Consider the following 18816-nt stretch of genomic DNA (forward strand, 5'->3'; position numbering starts at 1 on the left):
TTACAACCGCACTCAGTTTTTATGCGGGGCAGGCTGTTGTTGGGTCAGGCAATGGATATTACCGCCACCCAGTAACAGTTCACGGCCCGGCACCATCACCACTTCGTGCTGCGGGAACAGGTTCTGCAGGATAGCCTTGGCTTCAGCGTCCAACGGGTCGTCGAAACTTGGCGCGATGATGCCGCCGTTGACGATCAGGAAGTTGACGTAGGAACCCGCCAACCGCACGGTCGGATTGCGTTCCTGTGTGCCGTCCACCGGGTCGACCCCTGCGCACTCTTCCTCAGTGGCATACAACGGCCCCGGGATCGGCATTTTATGCACTGTGAACGAGCGCCCCTGGGCGTCGGTGCTGCTTTGCAGGACGGCCATGGCGGCGTGGCAACGTCCGTAGTTCGGGTCTTGCGGGTCGTCGGTCCAGGCCAGCAATACTTCGCCCGGGCGCACGTAGCAGCAGAAGTTATCCACATGACCGTCGGTTTCGTCGTTGAACAGGCCGTCCGGCAGCCAGATGATCTTATCCACAGCCAGGTTGGCGCTGAGCACCGCTTCGATTTCGGCACGGTCGAGGTGCGGATTACGGTTGCGATTGAGCAGGCACTCTTCGGTGGTGATCAGGGTGCCTTCGCCGTCGACGTGGATCGAGCCGCCTTCCAGCACGAAACCCTCTGTGCGGTAACGCGGCGCGCGCTCGATTTCGAGGATCTTGCCGCCCACCTGCGAGTCGCGGTTCCACGGCGAATACAGGCCACCGTCAAAACCGCCCCAGGCGTTGAAATCCCAGTTCACGCCGCGCACTTCGCCACGGTCGTTGATCACGAACGTCGGGCCGGTATCGCGCACCCAGGCGTCATCGCTGGACATTTCCACCACACGGATATTCGGCACGTCCAGGCGGGCGCGGGCGTTTTCGTACTGGCCGGCGGAAACCGCAACGGTCACCGGCTCAAAACGTGCGATGGCCTTGGCCACGGCCACGTGAGCGGCCTGCGCGGGCTTGCCGCCCAGGCGCCAGTTGTCCGGGCGCTCGGGCCACACCATCCAGGTTTGGGTCTGTGGCGCCCATTCGGCGGGCATGTGGAAGCCATCGGCGCGGGGGGTGCTGTGCAGGGTGGTCATGGCGATCAGGACTCCGAATGGGGTAAAGGCCGACTTTATAACGGATAAAAATCGGCTTTAAAAGCGAACAGACAGCCTAGATGAAAAATATGACAGCTAATCACCGATAACAATCGATTATTTACAGTTGCTCATCCAGCACCTTCGACAGCATGTCGACAAAGAAGTCCACGCTACGTTTGGAGGTCACCATCGGCGGCTTGATCTTGAGGATGTTCAAATAATCGCCAGTCGGCTGCATGAAAACCCCCAACTCCCGCAAGCGATCACACAACAGGGTGGTCTCTTCGGTGGCGGGCTCCAGGGTTTGCCGGTCACGCACCAACTCCAGGCCCAGATAGAAACCGGAACCGTGAACCGCGCCCACCAGGGGATGACGGTCGATCAGCGCTTCCAGCCGGGCCTTGAAATGCCCGCCGACCACCTGGGCGTTTTCCCACAGCTTTTCTTCTTCCATCACATCCAGCACCGCCATGCCGATCCGGCAACTCACCGGGCTGCCCCCCGACGACGAGAAGAAATACCCCTCGGCCTCCAATGCCTCGGCGATCTCGCGACGGGTGATCACCGCGCCAAGTGGCTGACCGTTGCCCATGCCCTTGGCCATGGTGATGATGTCGGGCACCACGCCCTGCTCTTCGAAGCCCCAGAAAAAGTGCCCCATGCGGCCGTAGCCGACCTGCACTTCATCGGCGATGCACACGCCGCCTTGGGCACGCACCAACCCGTACACCTGCTGCAAGTAACCCGGCGGCAGGGAGATGCCGCCGGCGTTGCCGTACACCGGTTCACAGATAAACCCGGCCAGTTGGCGCTTGCTCGCAGCGATTTTCGCCAGGTTATGTTCCACGCTTCGTACGTAGTCCGGCGCACTGTCCTGCCCGCGGAATTCACCACGATAGGTGTTCGGCGCGGTAACCGGGTGGACCCACTCCGGGCGGCTGCTCAAGGCCTGGGGATTGTCCGCAATCGAGGTGGACACCGCATCCGCCGCCACCGACCAGCCGTGATAGGCCTCCAGCACACTGAGCATGTCGCGCCCACCGCTGTAGGCCCAGGCCAGGCGGATGGCCAGGTCGTTGGCCTCGGTGCCGCTGTTGACCAGGAACACCCGATCCATGCCCGCCGGCGCCAGCGCCAGCAAGCGCTCGGAAAACTCGGCAATGGCGGCATAGTGAAACCGCGAGTTGGTATTGAGCAGCGACCATTGCCGCGCCGCGACCGCCGCCATGCGCGGGTGGCCGTGACCCAGTACGGCAACGTTATTGAGCATGTCCAGGTAGGAGCGGCCCTGCATATCGATCAGGTGGTTGCGCCAGCCGCGCTCGATGCGTGGAGGGTCGACGTAATAGTGCTTCTGCGAGCGGGCAAAACTGGCGTCACGCCGGGCCAGCAGGGCGTGGGGGTCGAGTTCCGGTTCGGCATCGCAGGCCAGTCCCAGTAATGCCGCGGGCGAGGGGCACAAGGCTTGCCAGGCCAAGGCCCGGGACGGTGTACAAAACAGCGGCGGTTCGAGGTCGGCACGGCACAGTTGCACGGTCAGCGGCCCATGGACCTCACCGAGAACCTGCCCCTCCACCAGCAATGAACCGTGCTTCAACCGGGTGTCCACGCCCCACAACCGCACGCTCAGCTCCACCCCTTGCACGCTCACAAGGCCATCGGCGTCCTGATGCAGCGTTCCGGCAAAAGGCGCCTCCAACACCGTGCCATGGGGCAGATGCAGCTCTACGTGGAGGGGGAAAGTCTGCGGTTCGGTGGCACTGTCCGGGCAGGTGCGCGACAGCCGATATTGGCCATAACGACTTGCCGCCAGCCCATGCACGGCCGCCGCCTGATCCAGCAACTGCCGATCAATGCCGGGCAGTTCCCAATTGCCGGCTTCGAAATGCGGGCTGAGCACCCCCAGGTCGATCAGCGCGAACTCACGCCCCACCAGGCCCGGTAGCAACGGCGCGAAGTCCTGGCTGGCAATCGACGACAGCGTCTCACCGACACTGCCGAGAATCGCAGCCTCCATCAGCTCAAACGGCACCGACGACGCCACATGGAAAATTTCCCACTCGTGTTCGGCGTTTTTCAACAGGTAAGTGTTGTCCGGATCCAGGCGCTGCTGCTGTTCGCTGCTTAATACCAACACTGCCGCACGGGCGACGATCAGCGGCCACAACGCCTGCAACTCCTCGCGCTGCAGTGGGGTCACGGCATGGCAGGCCCGGACCGCCGGCAGGATGGCAAACGGGTCGCCCTCGGCATGGTGCAACAGGGCCGCGCAGGTCACCGACAGGTCGGCAATCCGCCAGGTGTGCACCAGGTCGCCGAAATCGATGACGCCTTGCAGTTGCCAGTGCCGTTGCGCATCGCGCTGCCACACCACGTTGTCATCGGTGATGTCCATGTGCACCGCTTGCCAGGGCAGGCGGTCGGCCAGGGGGCGAATGCGCTGTTCAACCTGCTCGGCCACCTGTTCCAGCGCGGCGCGGTGGGGCAGGTTTTCCAGGGTGGCCAACAGATGGGTGATCAGTTCCCGGGCATGGCGCGGGTCCCATTGCAGGGTACGGTCCAATCCAGGGTGGGAGAAATCCGCCAGCGCCAGGCTCATGCGCCCGCACAGGTCGCCGAAGCCTGCGATCACGTCGCGCCCCAAATGGGGCAGATGGGTCAACGGCTGGCCGTCGATATAGTCCAGCAGCCGCAGGTGCAGGGGCTGGCCATCGACCGTCACGCTCAACAGCTCTTCACCGCTCAGGGCCTTGATGACCTTGGGCACCCGCACGGCCTGCAGGGTGTCGAGGGCCGCGTGCTGGGCCTGCAGCTCAATCGCCGCATAGTCGCCCCGGCAGATCTTCAGAACAAACCGGCCGCGAGTGCTGTCGACTTTGTAATTGAGGTCTTGCTGGCTGCCCAGTGATTGCAGGGTGCCCGTGAGGCCGTAGTGCTGCTCGAGCAATTGCGCTGCCTGGTCGGGGCCTACTTGCGGGCAGGGTAGATTGGCGCGATGGATCAACGTAGCAAGCAGCATGGGCGTGGCCTCGTTTTTTTCAGGGGTGTATATCGCCATTGTTCAGGTGAGTTAGGCAACCCCCCTACGCATACCGCGCTTGCGCCTATCTTCCGCACAACTCAAGCTATGCTTCATTCCGCTTAATGTCCGTCTAAGGAAAAGGCCCTCCGACATGCGCATTCTCATCACCGGCGGCGCTGGATTTATCGGCTCCGCCCTGATCCGCCATCTGATCCAAAACACCGAACACGAAGTGCTCAACCTGGACAAACTTACCTATGCCGGCAATCTGGAATCACTGAACAGCATTGCGTCCAACAGCCGCTATGAGTTCGTACAGGCCGATATCATTGACCAGGCCAGCGTCAGCGCCGTGCTGACGCGCTTCGAGCCACAGGCAATCATGCACTTGGCTGCAGAATCCCATGTCGATCGTTCGATTGACGGGCCGTCGGATTTTATCCAGACCAATATCGTCGGCACCTACAGCCTGCTGGAGGCCACCCGCGCGTACTGGCACACGCTGGCGGAGCCCTCCAAGAGCGCTTTCCGTTTCCATCACATCTCCACCGATGAGGTGTACGGCGACCTGCACGGCGTTGACGATCTTTTCACCGAAACCACGCCTTACGCGCCCAGTTCACCTTACTCCGCGAGCAAAGCGGCGTCCGACCACCTGGTGCGTGCCTGGCAGCGCACCTACGGCCTGCCGGTATTGCTGACCAATTGTTCGAACAACTACGGCCCTTTCCACTTCCCCGAGAAGTTGATCCCGCTGGTCATCCTCAACGCGCTCGCGGGCAAGCCATTACCGGTCTATGGTAATGGTTTGCAGGTGCGCGACTGGCTGTTCGTCGAGGACCATGCCCGCGCACTTCTGAAAGTGGTAACTGAAGGTGTGGTCGGCGAGACCTACAATATCGGCGGCCACAATGAGCAAAAAAACATCGACGTGGTACGAGGCATCTGCGGCCTGCTGGAAGAATTGGCACCGCAACGTCCGGCCGGTGTGGAAAAATTTGCCGACCTGATCACGTTCGTCAAAGATCGACCGGGCCACGATCAGCGCTATGCAATCGACGCCAGCAAGATCGAACGCGAACTGGGCTGGGTCCCGGAAGAAACGTTCGAGACCGGCCTGCGCAAGACCGTACAGTGGTACCTCGACAACCTGGAATGGTGCCGCCGGGTACAGGACGGCAGTTATCAGGGTGAACGATTGGGCAACACCGACATGAAGGATCTGATTGCATGATGAAGGGAATCGTATTGGCAGGAGGCTCAGGCACTCGCTTGCACCCCATTACCCTGGGCGTGTCCAAGCAGCTGCTGCCAGTGTATGACAAGCCGATGATCTATTACCCGATCTCGGTGCTGATGCTGGCGGGAATCAAAGACATCCTCGTGATTTCCACGCCGGTGGACTTGCCGCAGTATCGTAACTTGCTGGGCGATGGCAGCCAGTTCGGCGTGCGCTTCACCTATGCCGAGCAGCCGTCGCCGGATGGCTTGGCCCAGGCATTTATCATTGGCGAAGAATTTATCGGTAATGACCCGGTATGCCTGATCCTGGGTGACAACATTTTCCACGGCCAATATTTCGGCGAACAGTTGCGGACTGCAGCCAGGCGTCCTTCCGGCGCGACGGTATTTGGTTATTGGGTAAAAGACCCAGAACGATTTGGCGTGATCGACTTCGACAAGGATGGTCGCGCCCTGTCGATTGAAGAGAAACCACTGAAGCCAAAGTCCCCCTATGCCGTAACCGGCCTTTACTTCTACGACAACGACGTGATCGAGATCGCCAAAGCCGTGAAACCTTCACATCGTGGCGAGCTTGAGATTACCGACGTCAACAACGCCTATCTCAAGCGCGGCGACCTGCATGTGGAACGTTTTGGGCGCGGCTTCGCTTGGCTCGATACAGGCACCCACGACAGCCTGTTGGAAGCTTCGCTCTACGTGCAGACCATCGAGCATCGCCAGGGCCTGAAAGTAGCCTGCCTGGAAGAAATTGCTTACCAGAACCGCTGGATTGACCGTGAATACTTGCTGGAGCGGGCCAAATATTTTGGCAAGACCGGCTACGGTCAATACTTGTTCACCCTCGCAGGGGATAATCCATATGAATGTATCCGCCACTGAGTTGCCCGGGGTATTGATCATCGAGCCGAAGGTTTTTGGCGATGAACGCGGTTTTTTCTACGAGAGTTTCAATGCCCGGGACTTTGCGCAAGCAACCGGGCTGCAGCAAGAGTTTGTTCAGGACAACCACTCGCGCTCACAAAGAGGCGTGTTGCGCGGCCTGCATTACCAAGTGGAACACGCTCAGGGCAAATTGGTGCGAGTGACTGCCGGTGAGGTGTTAGACGTCGCAGTGGATATACGTCAGAGCTCACCTGCATTTGGCAAATGGGCCAGCGTTCGGCTATCGACCGAAAACAGTCGCCAACTGTGGATTCCTCCGGGGTTCGCCCATGGTTTTGTGGTGCTCAGCGACTACGCAGAATTCCTCTACAAGACGACTGATTACTACACACCCTCTGCAGAGCGCTGCATCCGCTGGGACGATCCGGACCTCAATATCGACTGGCAATTGACGGGGCCTCCAACCTTGTCTTCCAAGGACCAGAGCGGCAAAAGCCTGAAAGACGCCGATCTATTCCCATGAAAATCCTGATTACCGGCCAACATGGCCAAGTCTCCCAGGCACTGCAACAGCAGCTCCAAGGCCTGGGCGAACTGATTGTGCTTGGCCGCGAGCAACTCGATCTGGCCGACGCCGAGCACATCCGCCAGCAGGTGCGCGTCCATCGCCCCGACCTGATCATCAACGCCGCCGCCCACACGGCAGTGGATCAGGCCGAAAGCGAAGCGGACCTCGCCTTCGCCATCAACGCCACCGCCCCCGGGATTCTCGCCGAGGAAGCCAAGGCCTTGGGCAGCCCGTTGATCCACTATTCCACCGACTACGTGTTCGACGGCAGCAAGCCTGGGCCCTACACCGAAGCTGACACACCCAATCCCCTGGGCGTCTACGGCCAGAGCAAACTGGCGGGTGAACAGGCGATTGCCGCAGTGGGAGGCCAGTACCTGATCCTGCGCACCAGCTGGGTCTACTCCAACCACGGCAAGAACTTCCTGCTGACCATGCAGCGCCTGCTGCAAGAAAAACCCCACCTGCGCATCGTCGCCGACCAGATCGGCGCGCCGACGTGGGCCGGGACCATTGCCGCCAGTACGCGCGCCCTGATCGAACGCTGGCAGGGGGGCAAGGCCGGGGAATGGGGCATCTACCACCTGACCGCCGAGGGTGAAACCTCGTGGTTCGGCTTTGCCCAGGCAATCGGCGAGCACCTGCGCGCCAGTGGCCGCGCCTGTGCCGAACTGGAGGCGATCCCGTCCAGCGCCTACCCGACCCCCGCCCGGCGCCCGCTGAACTCACGTCTGGATTGCAGCCACCTGCGCCAGCAATGGCACGTCAGCCAGCCCTTGTGGCAAGACGCATTGCGCGAGTGTCTTGCCGGGCAGCACTAGGCATAATGCGCCTGTACCCACAGGCGCACGACTCCCATGACTCCACCCCTTCCGCGAAGACCCCGCTGGCGCAGCCTTGCCCTGTTGGCCCTGTGCCTGGCACCGTTGCTGTGGCCGCTGGAGCACTTGGCCGAGCGTTACTATCGCAGCGAACTGGCCGGGCAAAACCGCCAGACCCTCGACCTGTACGTCGCCAACCTGCTGGGCACCCTGCATCGCTATGAAGTGCTGCCGCAGATCCTCGGCGACTTGCCGGCCTTGCGCACGGCACTGGACGCACCGCAGGTCAGTACCAACCTGGTCAACGCCAACCTGCTGCTCAAGGACGTCGCCGCCCAGGCCGGGGTGGAAGTGATGTATTTGATGGACACCACCGGCAAGACCCTCGCCGCGTCCAATTGGGACAAGCAGGACAGTTTCGTCGGGCGCAACTTCTCGTTCCGGCCCTATTTCAGCGAAGCCATGGCCGGGCGCCTGGGGCGGTTTTTCGGGCTGGGCACCACCTCGGCCAAGCGCGGCTATTTCTTCGCCGCCGCAGTGCGCGATGGCGACACGATCATCGGCGTACTGGTGGTCAAGGTCGACCTGGACCACACCGAAAGCCTGTGGGGCAATACCCCGGAACAACTATTGGTCACCGACCACAACGGCGTGGTGATCCTCACGTCACGCCCGCAATGGCGCTTCCGGGCCACCAGGCCGCTGACCGTCGAAGAACGCCAGGCCATCATCGCCATCCAGCCCTACCCCACGCGCGACCCGCAACCGTTGAGCCTGAGCAACAGCGCATGGCTGCGCCAATCCACCGCCATTGCCGAGACCGGCTGGAATGTGGAGATCCTTGCACCGCAATCCTTGATCAGCCGCCCGGTGCGCACGGTGGTCGCCGTGGGCGGCGCCACGTTGCTGGTGTTGATGCTGCTGCTGGGCCTGTTGATGCAGCGCCGTCGCCACTACCTGGAACGCATCGCCTTCGAAGCCAAGGCCCGCCGCGAGCTGGAGATGCGCGTGGTCGAACGGACCAGCGATCTGGAAGGCCTCAACCGTCGCCTCAAACAGGAGGTGCTGGAGCGCGAACACGCCCAGCAGGAACTGGTGCGCGCCCAGGATGACTTGGTGCAGGCCGGCAAGCTGTCAGCGCTGGGCACCATGTCGGCAAGTATCAGCCACGAACTCAATCAACCCCTGGCGGCGATCCGCAGCTATGCGGAAAACGCCGAGATCCTGCTCGACCACGAGCGCACCAGCGATGCCCGGGGCAATCTCAAGCTGATCAGCGAACTGACCGGGCGCATGGCCTCGATCATCGCGCACCTGCGCGCCTTCGCCCGGCGCGATCGCCATGCCCCGGAGAGCGTGGCCCTGCAACCGGCGCTGGACGATGCGCTGGCCTTGCTGGCCAAGCGGCGGCGCTCGATGGAAGTGGAACTGATCCGCGATTTGCCGGAAGCGACCCTGTGGGTGCAGGCCGGCGAAACCCGCCTGCGCCAGGTGCTGGGCAACCTGCTGGCCAACGCCCTCGACGCCCTTACCGAAAAAGGCCCGCCGCGCAAACTGTGGCTGAGTGCCGAAACCACCGCCCAGGGCGTCAACCTGTACATTCGCGACAATGGCCCAGGCTTTTGCATGGAAGCCCTGGGCCGCGCCAGCGAACCGTTCTACACCACCAAGACCCGCACCCAGGGCTTGGGCCTGGGCCTGGCGATCTGTGAAACCCTGATGCGTGCCTTTGGCGGCGAACTGCTGTTTGCCAACCACAAGGAAGGCGGCGCGCTGTTAACCTTGAAATTGCGCGCCGGCTCGCCGGGCGTCAGTCTGCAACCGTCCGAGGACCGCAGTGTATGAGTATCGATAACCAGATTCAGGTGGTGTTGATCGACGATGATCCACACTTGCGTCAGGCCCTGTGCCAGACCCTGGACCTGGCCGGGCTGAACGTCCTGCCCCTGGGCGAAGCCACCGGCCTCACCGCGCGCCTGTCGCGGGATTGGCCGGGCGTGGTGGTCAGCGACATCCGCATGCCCGGCATGGACGGCCTGGAGCTGCTGGCCGAGCTGCACGGCCAGGATCCGGACCTGCCGGTGCTGCTGATCACCGGCCACGGCGACGTGCCGCTGGCGGTGCAGGCCATGCGCGCGGGGGCCTATGACTTCCTCGAAAAACCCTTCGCCAGCGACGCCCTGCTCGACAGCGTGCGCCGCGCCCTGGCCCTGCGCCGACTGGTGCTCGACAACCGCAGCCTGCGCCTGGCCCTCAGTGACCGCCAGCAGTTGAGCACCCGCCTGGTGGGGCACTCGCCACAGATGCTGCGCCTGCGCGAGCAGATCGGCGCCCTGGCAGCAACCCGCGCGGATGTGCTGATCCTCGGCGAAACCGGCGCCGGCAAGGAAGTGGTGGCCCGCGCGCTGCACGACCTGTCGAGCCGGCGCAGCGGGCCGTTTGTGGCGATCAATGCCGGGGCGTTGGCCGAGTCGGTGGTGGAGAGCGAACTGTTCGGCCATGAGCCCGGCGCCTTTACCGGCGCGCAGAAACGCCGCATCGGCAAATTCGAATTCGCCAACGGCGGCACGTTGTTCCTCGATGAAATCGAAAGCATGAGCCTGGACGTGCAGGTCAAGCTGCTGCGCCTGTTACAGGAGCGTGTGGTGGAGCGCCTCGGCGGCAACCAGCTGATCCCGCTGGATATCCGCATCATCGCCGCCACCAAGGAAGACCTGCGCCAGGCCGCCGACCAGGGCCGCTTCCGCGCCGACTTGTACTACCGCCTCAACGTCGCGCCGTTGCGTATTCCGCCACTGCGCGAGCGCGGTGAAGATGCGTTGATGCTGTTCCAGCACTTCGCCGACGAAGCCAGCAGTCGCCACGGCCTGCCTTTGCACGAGCTGCAACCGGGCCAGCGTGCCCTGCTGTTGCGTCATAGCTGGCCGGGCAATGTGCGCGAATTGCAGAACGCCGCCGAGCGCTTTGCGTTGGGCCTGGAGCTGGCGCTGGACAGCACCCCGGACAATCCCGCCAGCAGCGTGCTGACTTCCACGCCGGGCGGCTTGAGCGAACAGGTCGAGCAGTTCGAAAAAAGCCTGATCGCCGCCGAACTGACCCGCCCCCACAGCTCCATGCGCAGCCTCGCAGAAGCCCTCGGCGTACCGCGCAAGACCCTGCACGACAAACTGCGCAAGCACGGCCTGAACTTCGCCAACCAAAGTGCTGACGACGAATGACCCTGCCCACCCATCAAGAGGCCCCCATGAGCCGTGACAGCCGTTACCTGGAATCCATCCTCCACCACGACATCCCCCTGACCCGCGAAATGGGCCTCAAGGTACTCGACTGGCAAGACGGGCAACTGCAGCTGCACCTGCCTTTGCAAGCCAATATCAACCACAAGAGCACCATGTTCGGCGGCAGCCTCTACTGCGGCGCGGTGCTGGCGGGTTGGGGCTGGATGCACCTGCAACTGCGCGAGGAAGGGATTGAAGACGGGCATATCGTGATTCAGGAAGGGCAGATCAGCTATCCGCTGCCGGTGACGCACGACGCGACCGCCATTTGCGCGGCGCCGGAGGAGAAGGTGTGGAAGCGCTTTTTGGCGACCTACAAGCGCTATGGCCGGGCGCGGCTGGCGTTGGACACCTGGATCGCGAATGAGGGCAGTGAAGAGCGGGCCGTTACGTTCACCGGCCAATACGTCCTGCACCGCTAGAAGCCAATACACAAAACAAATGTGGGAGGGGCACCGCCCCTCCCACATTTAGATCGGCTGAGGTATTAAGAGCGGGCCAAGGTCAGCAACCGCTCACGCCACGCCGCCTTCGCCGGCAACGCCAGGAAAAACGGATTCAGCAACGACGCCCGCGCCGGATAGCTGAACGGCTCGCCACTCAACTCCAGCACCTCGCCGCCCGCCCCTTCCAATACACCCTGCGCCGCCGCCGTATCCCACTGCGAAGTCGGCGCCAGCCGCGGGTAGCAATCGGCACTGCCCTCGGCCAACAGGCAGAACTTCAACGAACTGCCGATATTCGCCAGTTTCAACTCCCCCAACCCTTCGCTCAAACCGTCCAGCAGACGCTCTTGCTCGGGGCTGGTATGCCGGCGGCTGGCGACCACGGTAAACGCCTCACCCACTGCTGGGGCCTCGCGCACCTGGATCTGCCTGGGCGCTTCGTTCACATCGGAGCGCCACGCCCCCAGGCCGGCTCCACCGAAGTAGCAACGGCCACTGGTGGGCATGGACACCACGCCGAACACCACGCGACCCTGTTCGACCAGGGCAATATTGACGGTGAATTCTTCGCTGCCGGCGATAAATTCCTTGGTGCCATCCAGCGGGTCCACCAACCACCAGCGCTGCCAGCCGGCCCGTACGCTCTGGTCGATGTCGGCGTCTTCTTCGGACAGCACAGGGATGCTCGGGTCCAATGCGGTTAGGCCCGCAAGAATCAGATGGTGGGCGGCCAGGTCGGCCGCCGTGACCGGCGAATCATCGGCCTTGGAGGTCACCGCCACATCGGCGCGCCAGTACGGCAGGATCACTTCACCCGCCTGGCGGGCCAGCTCGATCACAGGGGCGATAAACGGGTGGCCTAAAAACAGTTCGCTCATGGGGTAAACGCTCCACGCTGAATCAACAAATCTCGTACCAGGTACAACGCCGCCAGGGCGCGGCCTTCGCTGAACTGCTCGTTTTGCGCAAGCTGCGACAGCTCGCGCAGGTTGACCCGGTCCACACGCATCGGCTCGGGCTCATCGCCTTCCAGGCGTTCTTCATAGAGTTCGGTGGCGAGCACCACCTGGATTTTCTGGCTCATGTAGCCAGGAGACAACGACAGCTCGGTAATGTGTTCCAACTGCCGTGCGCCGTAGCCGGCTTCTTCCTTGAGTTCACGGTCTGCTGCCGCCAGCACGTCTTCGCCGGGTTCGATCAGGCCCTTGGGCAAGGACAGCTCATACTCATCGGTACCGCCGCAGTACTCTTCAACCAGCAACGCATGATCTTCGTCGATCATCGCCACGATCATCACTGCGCCGTAGCCGGCACCGCGGCCCACCAGGCGCTCGTAGGTCCGTTCAACGCCATTGGAAAAGCGCAATTGCACTTCCTCCACGCGGAACAAACGGCTACTGGCGACTATTTCGCGGGCGAGGACGGTGGGTTTCTGGCGCATAAGCGGCTCCTTGGCGTGATCGGGTTACTATACCGTGGCTTTTCCGATTGTCTGTGTCGGATATCTTTACTTACATGAGACCGCACCATGCCCTCTTTGCCCTGGCACGCCATCGACACCGTCCTGCTGGACATGGACGGCACCCTGCTCGACCTGCATTACGACAACCACTTCTGGATGGAGCACCTGCCCCAGCGTTACGCCGAGCTGCACGGGGTGAGCCGGGCCATGGCCGAAATGGAGTTGCAGCCTCTGTTCGAGCGTAACGCCGGACAGTTGCAATGGTATTGCCTGGATTTCTGGAGTGCGGAGCTGAACATCCCGGTGCGCGAACTCAAGCTGGAAACCGCCCACCTGATCGCCCTGCGCCCGGATGCCGATACCTTCCTGGCGGCGATCAAACGGGCAGGCAAGCGCGTGATCCTGATCACCAATGCCCACCGTGACTCGCTGTCACTGAAGTTGGAGCGCATTGAACTGGCGCCGTACTTCGAGCGATTGATCAGCTCCCACGACTACGGCTTCGCCAAGGAAAACCCGCAGTTCTGGGATGCCTTGCAGGCTGACATCCAGTTCGATCCGGCTCGCAGCCTGTTTATCGACGACACCCTGCCGATCCTGCGCAGTGCCCAGGCGTTTGGCGTGGGGCATTTACTGGCGGTGAAAGAGCCGGACAGCCAAAAAGGGCCGAAGGACACCGGGGAATTTGCGGCGGTCGAGGATTACCGGGATCTCATTGCCGGGCTCTGAACCATGTGGGAGGGGGCTTGCTCCCGATAGCGGTGGATCAGTCAACTTGATGTCGACTGACACTCAGCTATCGGGAGCAAGCCCCCTCCCACCTTTTCGCCCGTGTATTACTCAGGAATACGCAGCGTCTGCCCTGGGTAAATCTTGTCTGGATGGGACAACAGCGGCTTGTTGGCCTCGAAGATCTTGTTGTACAGGTTGGCGTTGCCGTACACCGTCAGGGAAATCGCGCTGAGGGTGTCACCCTTTTTCACCACGACGAAACGGGCGGCGGTCACTGCCGGGCCGGTTACGGTGATCTGGTCATCCACACTGGCCACGCCTTGGATGTTACCCAGCGCCAGCAGAATCTTCTCTTTCTCTTCCTGGGTGGCGACTTCACCGGTCACGGTCACTTTGTCGCCCTCTACCGTGGTCTGTACATTCGGATTCCCCAGACCCACCTTCGCTACGTGTTCCTTCAACTGCTCACTCGCATTGGCGTTACCCGGCGTCAACAGGTCGACAATCTTTTCGCCGGCTTCTTTGATAAAGCTGAAAATGCTCATAGTGCGCTCTCCTTGGTAGTTGATTTCCAGATGCCCAAGACTAGACCAGTCCGGCAGACTTGGGTTCCAGCCCGACCAAAGACGCAAACGCGCTAGAATCCCCCCGCCATTGGAATAAGCCCTGGAGCGAAGATGGACATCAAGCAGCTGAAATTCCTCATCGCCCTCGACGAGACCCGTCACTTCGGCCAGGCCGCGGCGCGTTGCCACATCACCCAGCCAACCCTGTCGATGCGCCTGCGCAACCTTGAAGAAGAGCTGGACTTGCCGCTGGTCAATCGCGGCCAGCGTTTCGAAGGGTTCACCGCCCCCGGCGAGCGCGTGCTGGCCTGGGCCCGCACGGTGCTGGCGGCCTATGACGGCTTGCAGGCCGAAGCCGCCGCCTGCCGTGGCAACCTGGTGGGTACGTTGCGCCTGGGTGTGGTGCCGTTGTCGAGCTTTGATCCGCTGGCGTTGATGCAACAACTGCACAAGGAGCATCCGAGCCTGCGCTTTGAGCTTTCGGCCCTCAGCTCCGAGCAGATCCTCGAACAGTTGGCGAGCAATCGCCTGGACCTGGGCGTGTCCTACCTCGACCGCCTGGACAACGAGCGCTTCGATTCCCTGGCCCTCGGCGATACCCGCATGGGCCTGCTCTACGACCAGCGCTATTTCAGTTTTGGCGACAAGCCGCTGAGCTGGGAGGCATTGATCGAACTGCCCCTGGGCATGCTCACCAGTGGCATGCACTTCCGTCAGTCCATCGACCACAACTTCCACAGCCGGGGCCTGCACCCGCAGCCGCTGTTACAAACCGACGCCGTCCATCAGTTGTTACAAGCTGTGCATGGCGGACTGTGCTGCGCCGTCATGCCGCTGGACGGCGGTCTGGACGCCCTCACCGAACATTTGCGCCTGCAACCTATCGAAGACGCCCACACCCTGGCGCGCCTGGGCCTGATCATGCGGCGCAGCGCACCGCGTTCGGCATTGGCAGAGGCGTGTTTCGCGCTGTTTCAGAAATCGCAAACAGAGTCTTGATCGACGTCATCTATCGGTAGATCAGTACTGGCAATTAGACGCGACGCTTTGTCGCGCCTAGTCTAAACACTGATCAATCCGCCGGTGGTACTGCCCCATGAACGCCAAGCGCCCAGTCTGCGCGGCGCCTGCTCCGGAAACGTCCGCGCCCGTCGCCAGCCAGAGCTACCAGTTTTGCAACCTTGAGCACACTGAAGTCACCAGCACCGCCTTGGCGGAAGAAGTGGCGTTGGCGATTGCCTATAACGACATCAGCCAGGCCGTCATGCTGGTCACGCCCACGGACCTGGAAGACTTTATTGTCGGGTTCAGCATCGGCAGCGGCATTATCGCCGACGTCAGCGATATTTATGATCTGAAACTCAGCGGTTCGGGTTCGGCCCAATACGCTCAGGTGCAGATCTCCAGCCGTGCGTTCTGGAACCTCAAGCAGCAGCGCCGCCAGCTGGCAGGTACCAGCGGCTGCGGCCTGTGCGGAGTGGAAGCCGTTGAACAGGCCCTGCCGGACCTTCAAGTGCTGCCCGGCGCGCCCTTGCCGCCTGCCGAATGGCTCGACGGCCTGCGCCAGCGCATCAGCGCGTTCCAGCCTTTGGGCCAGTGCAGCGGCGCTGTGCATGCGGCTGTGTTCATGAATAACCAGGGCGAATTGCTGATGGGCCGTGAAGACATCGGCCGGCACAACGCCCTCGACAAGTTGATCGGTGCGCTGATCCGCCAACGGATCCCCACCGACGGCGGGCTGGCGATTGTCACCAGCCGTTGCAGCCTCGAATTGATCCAGAAAGTCCTGCGCGCGGGCATACAGACCCTGGTCAGCCTGTCGTCGCCCACCGGCCTGGCCCTGCAATGGGCTCGCCGGCATAACCTCAATCTCATCCACCTGCCGCAGAAAAGTGCGCCGCGGGTCTACAGCCCTGCGATGGAGAACCAGCCGTGAGCAATCATCATCAAGCCGACCAAACCCCAACCCCGCGCTACAAGCCTTACAAGGGCCCGGCTGGCGGCTGGGGCGCGCTGATCAGCGTGGCACAGGCGTGGTTGACCAGTGACAACGCGCTGAAAAACCTGCGCATGATGCTCAAGACCAACCAGAACGGCGGCTTCGACTGCCCGGGCTGCGCCTGGGGCGACTCGCCGGAAAGCGGCATGGTCAAGTTCTGCGAGAACGGCGCCAAGGCGGTCAACTGGGAAGCCACCAAGCGCCGCGTTGACGCAGCGTTTTTCGCCAAGCACAGCGTCACCGCGCTGCTGGAGCAAAGCGACTATTGGCTCGAGTACCAAGGCCGCCTGACCGAGCCCATGCGCTACGACGCCGAAACCGATCGCTACCAGCCCATCAGCTGGGAAGCGGCCTTCGACCTGGTCGGCAAGCACCTCAACGCCCTGCCCAGCCCGGACATGGCCGAGTTCTACACCTCGGGCCGTGCCAGTAACGAAGCGGCGTACCTGTACCAGCTGTTTGTGCGCGCCTACGGCACCAACAACTTCCCGGACTGCTCGAACATGTGCCACGAGGCCAGCGGCGTGGCCCTGGCGCAGAGCGTGGGGGTCGGCAAAGGCACCGTGACCTTTGATGACTTCGAACATGCCGATGCGATTTTCGTCTGGGGCCAGAACCCCGGCACCAACCACCCGCGCATGCTCGAACCGCTGCGTGAAGCGGTCAAACGCGGTGCCCAGGTGGTGTGCATCAACCCCCTCAAGGAGCGCGGCCTGGAGCGCTTCCAGCATCCGCAGCATCCGCTGGAAATGCTCACCAACGGCGACAAGCCGACCAACACCGCGTACTTCCGCCCGGCCCTGGGTGGCGACATGGCGATCCTGCGCGGCATGGCCAAGTTCCTGCTGCTGTGGGAGCGCCAGGCTCAGGCCGAAGGCAAGGAAGCGGTGTTCGACCACGACTTCCTCAATGAACACACGGCCAACGTGCTGGATTACCTGGGCCAGATCGACGACACCTCCTGGGATGAAATCGTCGAACAGTCCGGCCTGACCCTGGTCGAGATCGAGCAAGCGGCACGCATGTACGCCAAGGGCAAGAACGTGATCATGTGCTGGGCGATGGGTATCACCCAGCACCGCCACTCGGTGCCGACCATCCAGGAAATCGCCAACCTGATGCTGCTGCGCGGCAACATCGGCCGCCCCGGCGCCGGCCTGTGCCCGGTGCGTGGCCACAGCAACGTGCAGGGCGACCGCACCATGGGCATCAACGAACGCCCACCGGTGGCGTTCCTCGACGCCTTGGAGCGACGCTTCCAGTTCCAGGTGCCGCGCACCAACGGGCACAACGTGGTGGAAGCGATCCACGCCATGCTTGAAGGTCGCTCCAAGGTGTTTATCGGCCTGGGTGGCAACTTCGCCCAAGCCACGCCGGACAGCCCGCGCACCTTCGAAGCACTGCGCAATTGCGACCTGACCGTGCAGATCAGCACCAAGCTCAACCGCAGCCACCTGATGCACGGCAAGGACGCGCTGATCCTGCCGTGCCTGGGCCGCACCGACATCGACATCCAGGCCGAAGGTCCGCAAGCGGTGACGGTGGAAGACTCGTTCAGCATGGTCCACGACTCCAACGGCCAACTGCAGCCGCTGTCGAAGTTGATGAAATCGGAACCGGCCATCCTCGCCGGCATCGCCGCCGCAACCCTGGGCAGCAAACCGGTGGACTGGAACTGGTTGGTGGCCGATTACAGCCGCATTCGCGACCTGATCGCCGATACCATCCCAGGCTTCAAGGACTTCAACGAACGCCTGAAACACCCCGGTGGTTTCTACCTGGGCAACTCCGCCGGTGCCCGACGCTGGAACACGCCTTCGGGCCGTGCCAACTTCCGCCCGAACATCCTGCCCAAGGACCTGATCCACGAGCGCACCCATGCCACGGGCCACGTGCCGGACCTGATCATGCAATCGATGCGCTCCCACGATCAGTACAACACCACCATTTATGGCCTGGACGACCGCTATCGCGGGGTCAAAGGCCAGCGTGACGTGCTGTTCGTCAACGAAGCCGACATCATCCGCCTGGGCTTCAAGCCGGGGCAGAAAGCCGACATCGTGTCGTTGTGGGAAGACGGCCGCGAGCGTCGGGTGAAGGGCTTCACCTTGCTGGCGTTTGATATTCCGGCGGGGCAGGCTGCGGCTTACTACCCGGAAGTGAACCCGTTGGTGCCGCTGGAAAGCACCGGGGATGGCAGCCATACACCGACGTCGAAGTTCGTGGCGATACGTTTGGAAGCTGCCAGTGACAATGGGCTGATCACGGCGCGTTCGGCCTGACTGATCATTTCGGACACAAAAAAGGCCGCTTTTGCATAAAAGCGGCCGTTCCGAAGTAGCTAAAGACTCGCAAAAACCACTTAAGTTCCCGAGCTAAAACAGTAACTTAGAGAATTGTGTACAACTCGTGCTACTGGTCGGATTTCTATTGTAACCATGTCAATACAGCCTCAGGATCGCGCCGTCATCCTCTTGAGGTCTCTCTATGAAGTTCTCCTCGATTCTCTTGTTGTCCCTTGGCCTGGTCAGTGGCGCAGCCATGGCCGGTGGCACCACCGAAGCCGGTGTGGGCGGCGCATTGGGCGGGGTTCTAGGCTCGGTTGTCGGCCAGCAGTTGGGCGGCAACACCGGTTCGACCATCGGCGCGGCCCTGGGCGGCGCAGGCGGTAGT

General features: G+C 62.2%; 16 protein-coding genes and 1 pseudogene. 12 read left to right on the plus strand and 5 right to left on the minus strand.

Features of this window, described 5'->3' with window-relative positions; genetic code table 11:
- Positions 1-12: 12 nt before the first annotated feature.
- Positions 13-1119, minus strand: a complete 1107-nt coding sequence (gene aguA / locus BFP99_RS04425) for an agmatine deiminase (protein ID WP_065925790.1) — start codon at positions 1117-1119, stop codon at positions 13-15.
- A gap of 121 nt (positions 1120-1240) precedes the next feature.
- The gene (locus BFP99_RS04430; protein ID WP_065946700.1) at positions 1241-4141 is read right to left on the minus strand and encodes an aminotransferase; all 2901 of its coding nucleotides are present in this window, start codon (positions 4139-4141) and stop codon (positions 1241-1243) included.
- A gap of 154 nt (positions 4142-4295) precedes the next feature.
- Between BFP99_RS04430 and rfbB the strand changes: the two genes are divergently transcribed.
- From rfbB to BFP99_RS04465, 7 genes are read left to right on the plus strand one after another with little or no spacing between them, the layout of a single operon-like run.
- The gene (gene rfbB, locus BFP99_RS04435; RefSeq protein WP_065925792.1) at positions 4296-5378 is read left to right on the plus strand and encodes a dTDP-glucose 4,6-dehydratase; all 1083 of its coding nucleotides are present in this window, start codon (positions 4296-4298) and stop codon (positions 5376-5378) included.
- Positions 5375-6268 carry a glucose-1-phosphate thymidylyltransferase RfbA gene (gene rfbA / locus BFP99_RS04440; protein WP_065925793.1) on the plus strand — a complete coding sequence of 298 codons (894 nt, stop codon included), beginning with the start codon at positions 5375-5377 and terminating at the stop codon, positions 6266-6268. Before rfbB ends, rfbA begins: the two co-directional genes overlap by 4 nt.
- Positions 6249-6794 (plus strand): dTDP-4-dehydrorhamnose 3,5-epimerase, encoded by a 546-nt coding sequence (gene rfbC / locus BFP99_RS04445; RefSeq protein ID WP_065925794.1) that lies wholly within the window; start codon positions 6249-6251, stop codon positions 6792-6794. The genes rfbA and rfbC overlap by 20 nt, the downstream gene beginning before the upstream one ends.
- A complete protein-coding gene (rfbD, locus tag BFP99_RS04450) occupies positions 6791-7660 on the plus strand; it encodes a dTDP-4-dehydrorhamnose reductase (protein WP_065946701.1) in 870 nt (289 codons plus the stop codon). Before rfbC ends, rfbD begins: the two co-directional genes overlap by 4 nt.
- Before the next feature lie 36 nt (positions 7661-7696).
- Positions 7697-9505 (plus strand): sensor histidine kinase, encoded by a 1809-nt coding sequence (locus BFP99_RS04455; RefSeq protein WP_065946702.1) that lies wholly within the window; start codon positions 7697-7699, stop codon positions 9503-9505.
- Positions 9502-10878: a sigma-54-dependent transcriptional regulator gene (locus BFP99_RS04460; RefSeq protein ID WP_065925797.1), complete on the plus strand. Its 1377-nt coding sequence runs from the start codon at positions 9502-9504 to the stop codon at positions 10876-10878. Before BFP99_RS04455 ends, BFP99_RS04460 begins: the two co-directional genes overlap by 4 nt.
- Positions 10879-10904: 26 nt before the next feature.
- Positions 10905-11360 carry a YiiD C-terminal domain-containing protein gene (locus tag BFP99_RS04465; protein WP_065925798.1) on the plus strand — a complete coding sequence of 152 codons (456 nt, stop codon included), beginning with the start codon at positions 10905-10907 and terminating at the stop codon, positions 11358-11360.
- Positions 11361-11425: 65 nt separating this feature from the next.
- Here BFP99_RS04465 and cysQ read toward each other — a convergent pair whose 3' ends face one another.
- Both cysQ and nudE read right to left on the minus strand, forming a co-directional pair.
- Positions 11426-12262 carry a 3'(2'),5'-bisphosphate nucleotidase CysQ gene (gene cysQ / locus BFP99_RS04470; protein ID WP_027605133.1) on the minus strand — a complete coding sequence of 279 codons (837 nt, stop codon included), beginning with the start codon at positions 12260-12262 and terminating at the stop codon, positions 11426-11428.
- A complete protein-coding gene (gene nudE / locus BFP99_RS04475) occupies positions 12259-12825 on the minus strand; it encodes an ADP compounds hydrolase NudE (RefSeq protein ID WP_027605134.1) in 567 nt (188 codons plus the stop codon). Before nudE ends, cysQ begins: the two co-directional genes overlap by 4 nt.
- An 87-nt stretch (positions 12826-12912) precedes the next feature.
- On the opposite strand from nudE, the gene yrfG reads away from it, so the two are divergent.
- Positions 12913-13575: a GMP/IMP nucleotidase gene (yrfG, locus tag BFP99_RS04480; protein WP_065946703.1), complete on the plus strand. Its 663-nt coding sequence runs from the start codon at positions 12913-12915 to the stop codon at positions 13573-13575.
- A gap of 107 nt (positions 13576-13682) precedes the next feature.
- On the opposite strand, the gene lysM is transcribed toward yrfG, so the two are convergent.
- The gene (gene lysM, locus BFP99_RS04485; RefSeq protein WP_065946704.1) at positions 13683-14123 is read right to left on the minus strand and encodes a peptidoglycan-binding protein LysM; all 441 of its coding nucleotides are present in this window, start codon (positions 14121-14123) and stop codon (positions 13683-13685) included.
- Positions 14124-14255: 132 nt separating this feature from the next.
- Here lysM and BFP99_RS04490 point away from each other — a divergent pair, with 132 nt between their 5' ends.
- The 4 genes and pseudogenes from BFP99_RS04490 to BFP99_RS04505 form a co-directional block, all read left to right on the plus strand.
- The gene (locus tag BFP99_RS04490; protein WP_065946705.1) at positions 14256-15143 is read left to right on the plus strand and encodes a LysR family transcriptional regulator; all 888 of its coding nucleotides are present in this window, start codon (positions 14256-14258) and stop codon (positions 15141-15143) included.
- A gap of 97 nt (positions 15144-15240) precedes the next feature.
- Complete coding sequence (gene fdhD / locus BFP99_RS04495) at positions 15241-16080, plus strand: formate dehydrogenase accessory sulfurtransferase FdhD (protein WP_065946706.1); 840 nt, start codon at positions 15241-15243, stop codon at positions 16078-16080.
- The gene (locus tag BFP99_RS04500) at positions 16077-18425 is read left to right on the plus strand and encodes an FdhF/YdeP family oxidoreductase (RefSeq protein WP_065925805.1); all 2349 of its coding nucleotides are present in this window, start codon (positions 16077-16079) and stop codon (positions 18423-18425) included. The genes fdhD and BFP99_RS04500 overlap by 4 nt, the downstream gene beginning before the upstream one ends.
- A 205-nt stretch (positions 18426-18630) precedes the next feature.
- A pseudogene (locus tag BFP99_RS04505) lies at positions 18631-18816 on the plus strand (hypothetical protein); the annotation flags it as partial.

It is taken from the genome of Pseudomonas sp. 1 R 17 (genome assembly GCF_900067035.1).
Classification (GTDB): domain Bacteria; phylum Pseudomonadota; class Gammaproteobacteria; order Pseudomonadales; family Pseudomonadaceae; genus Aquipseudomonas; species Aquipseudomonas marginalis.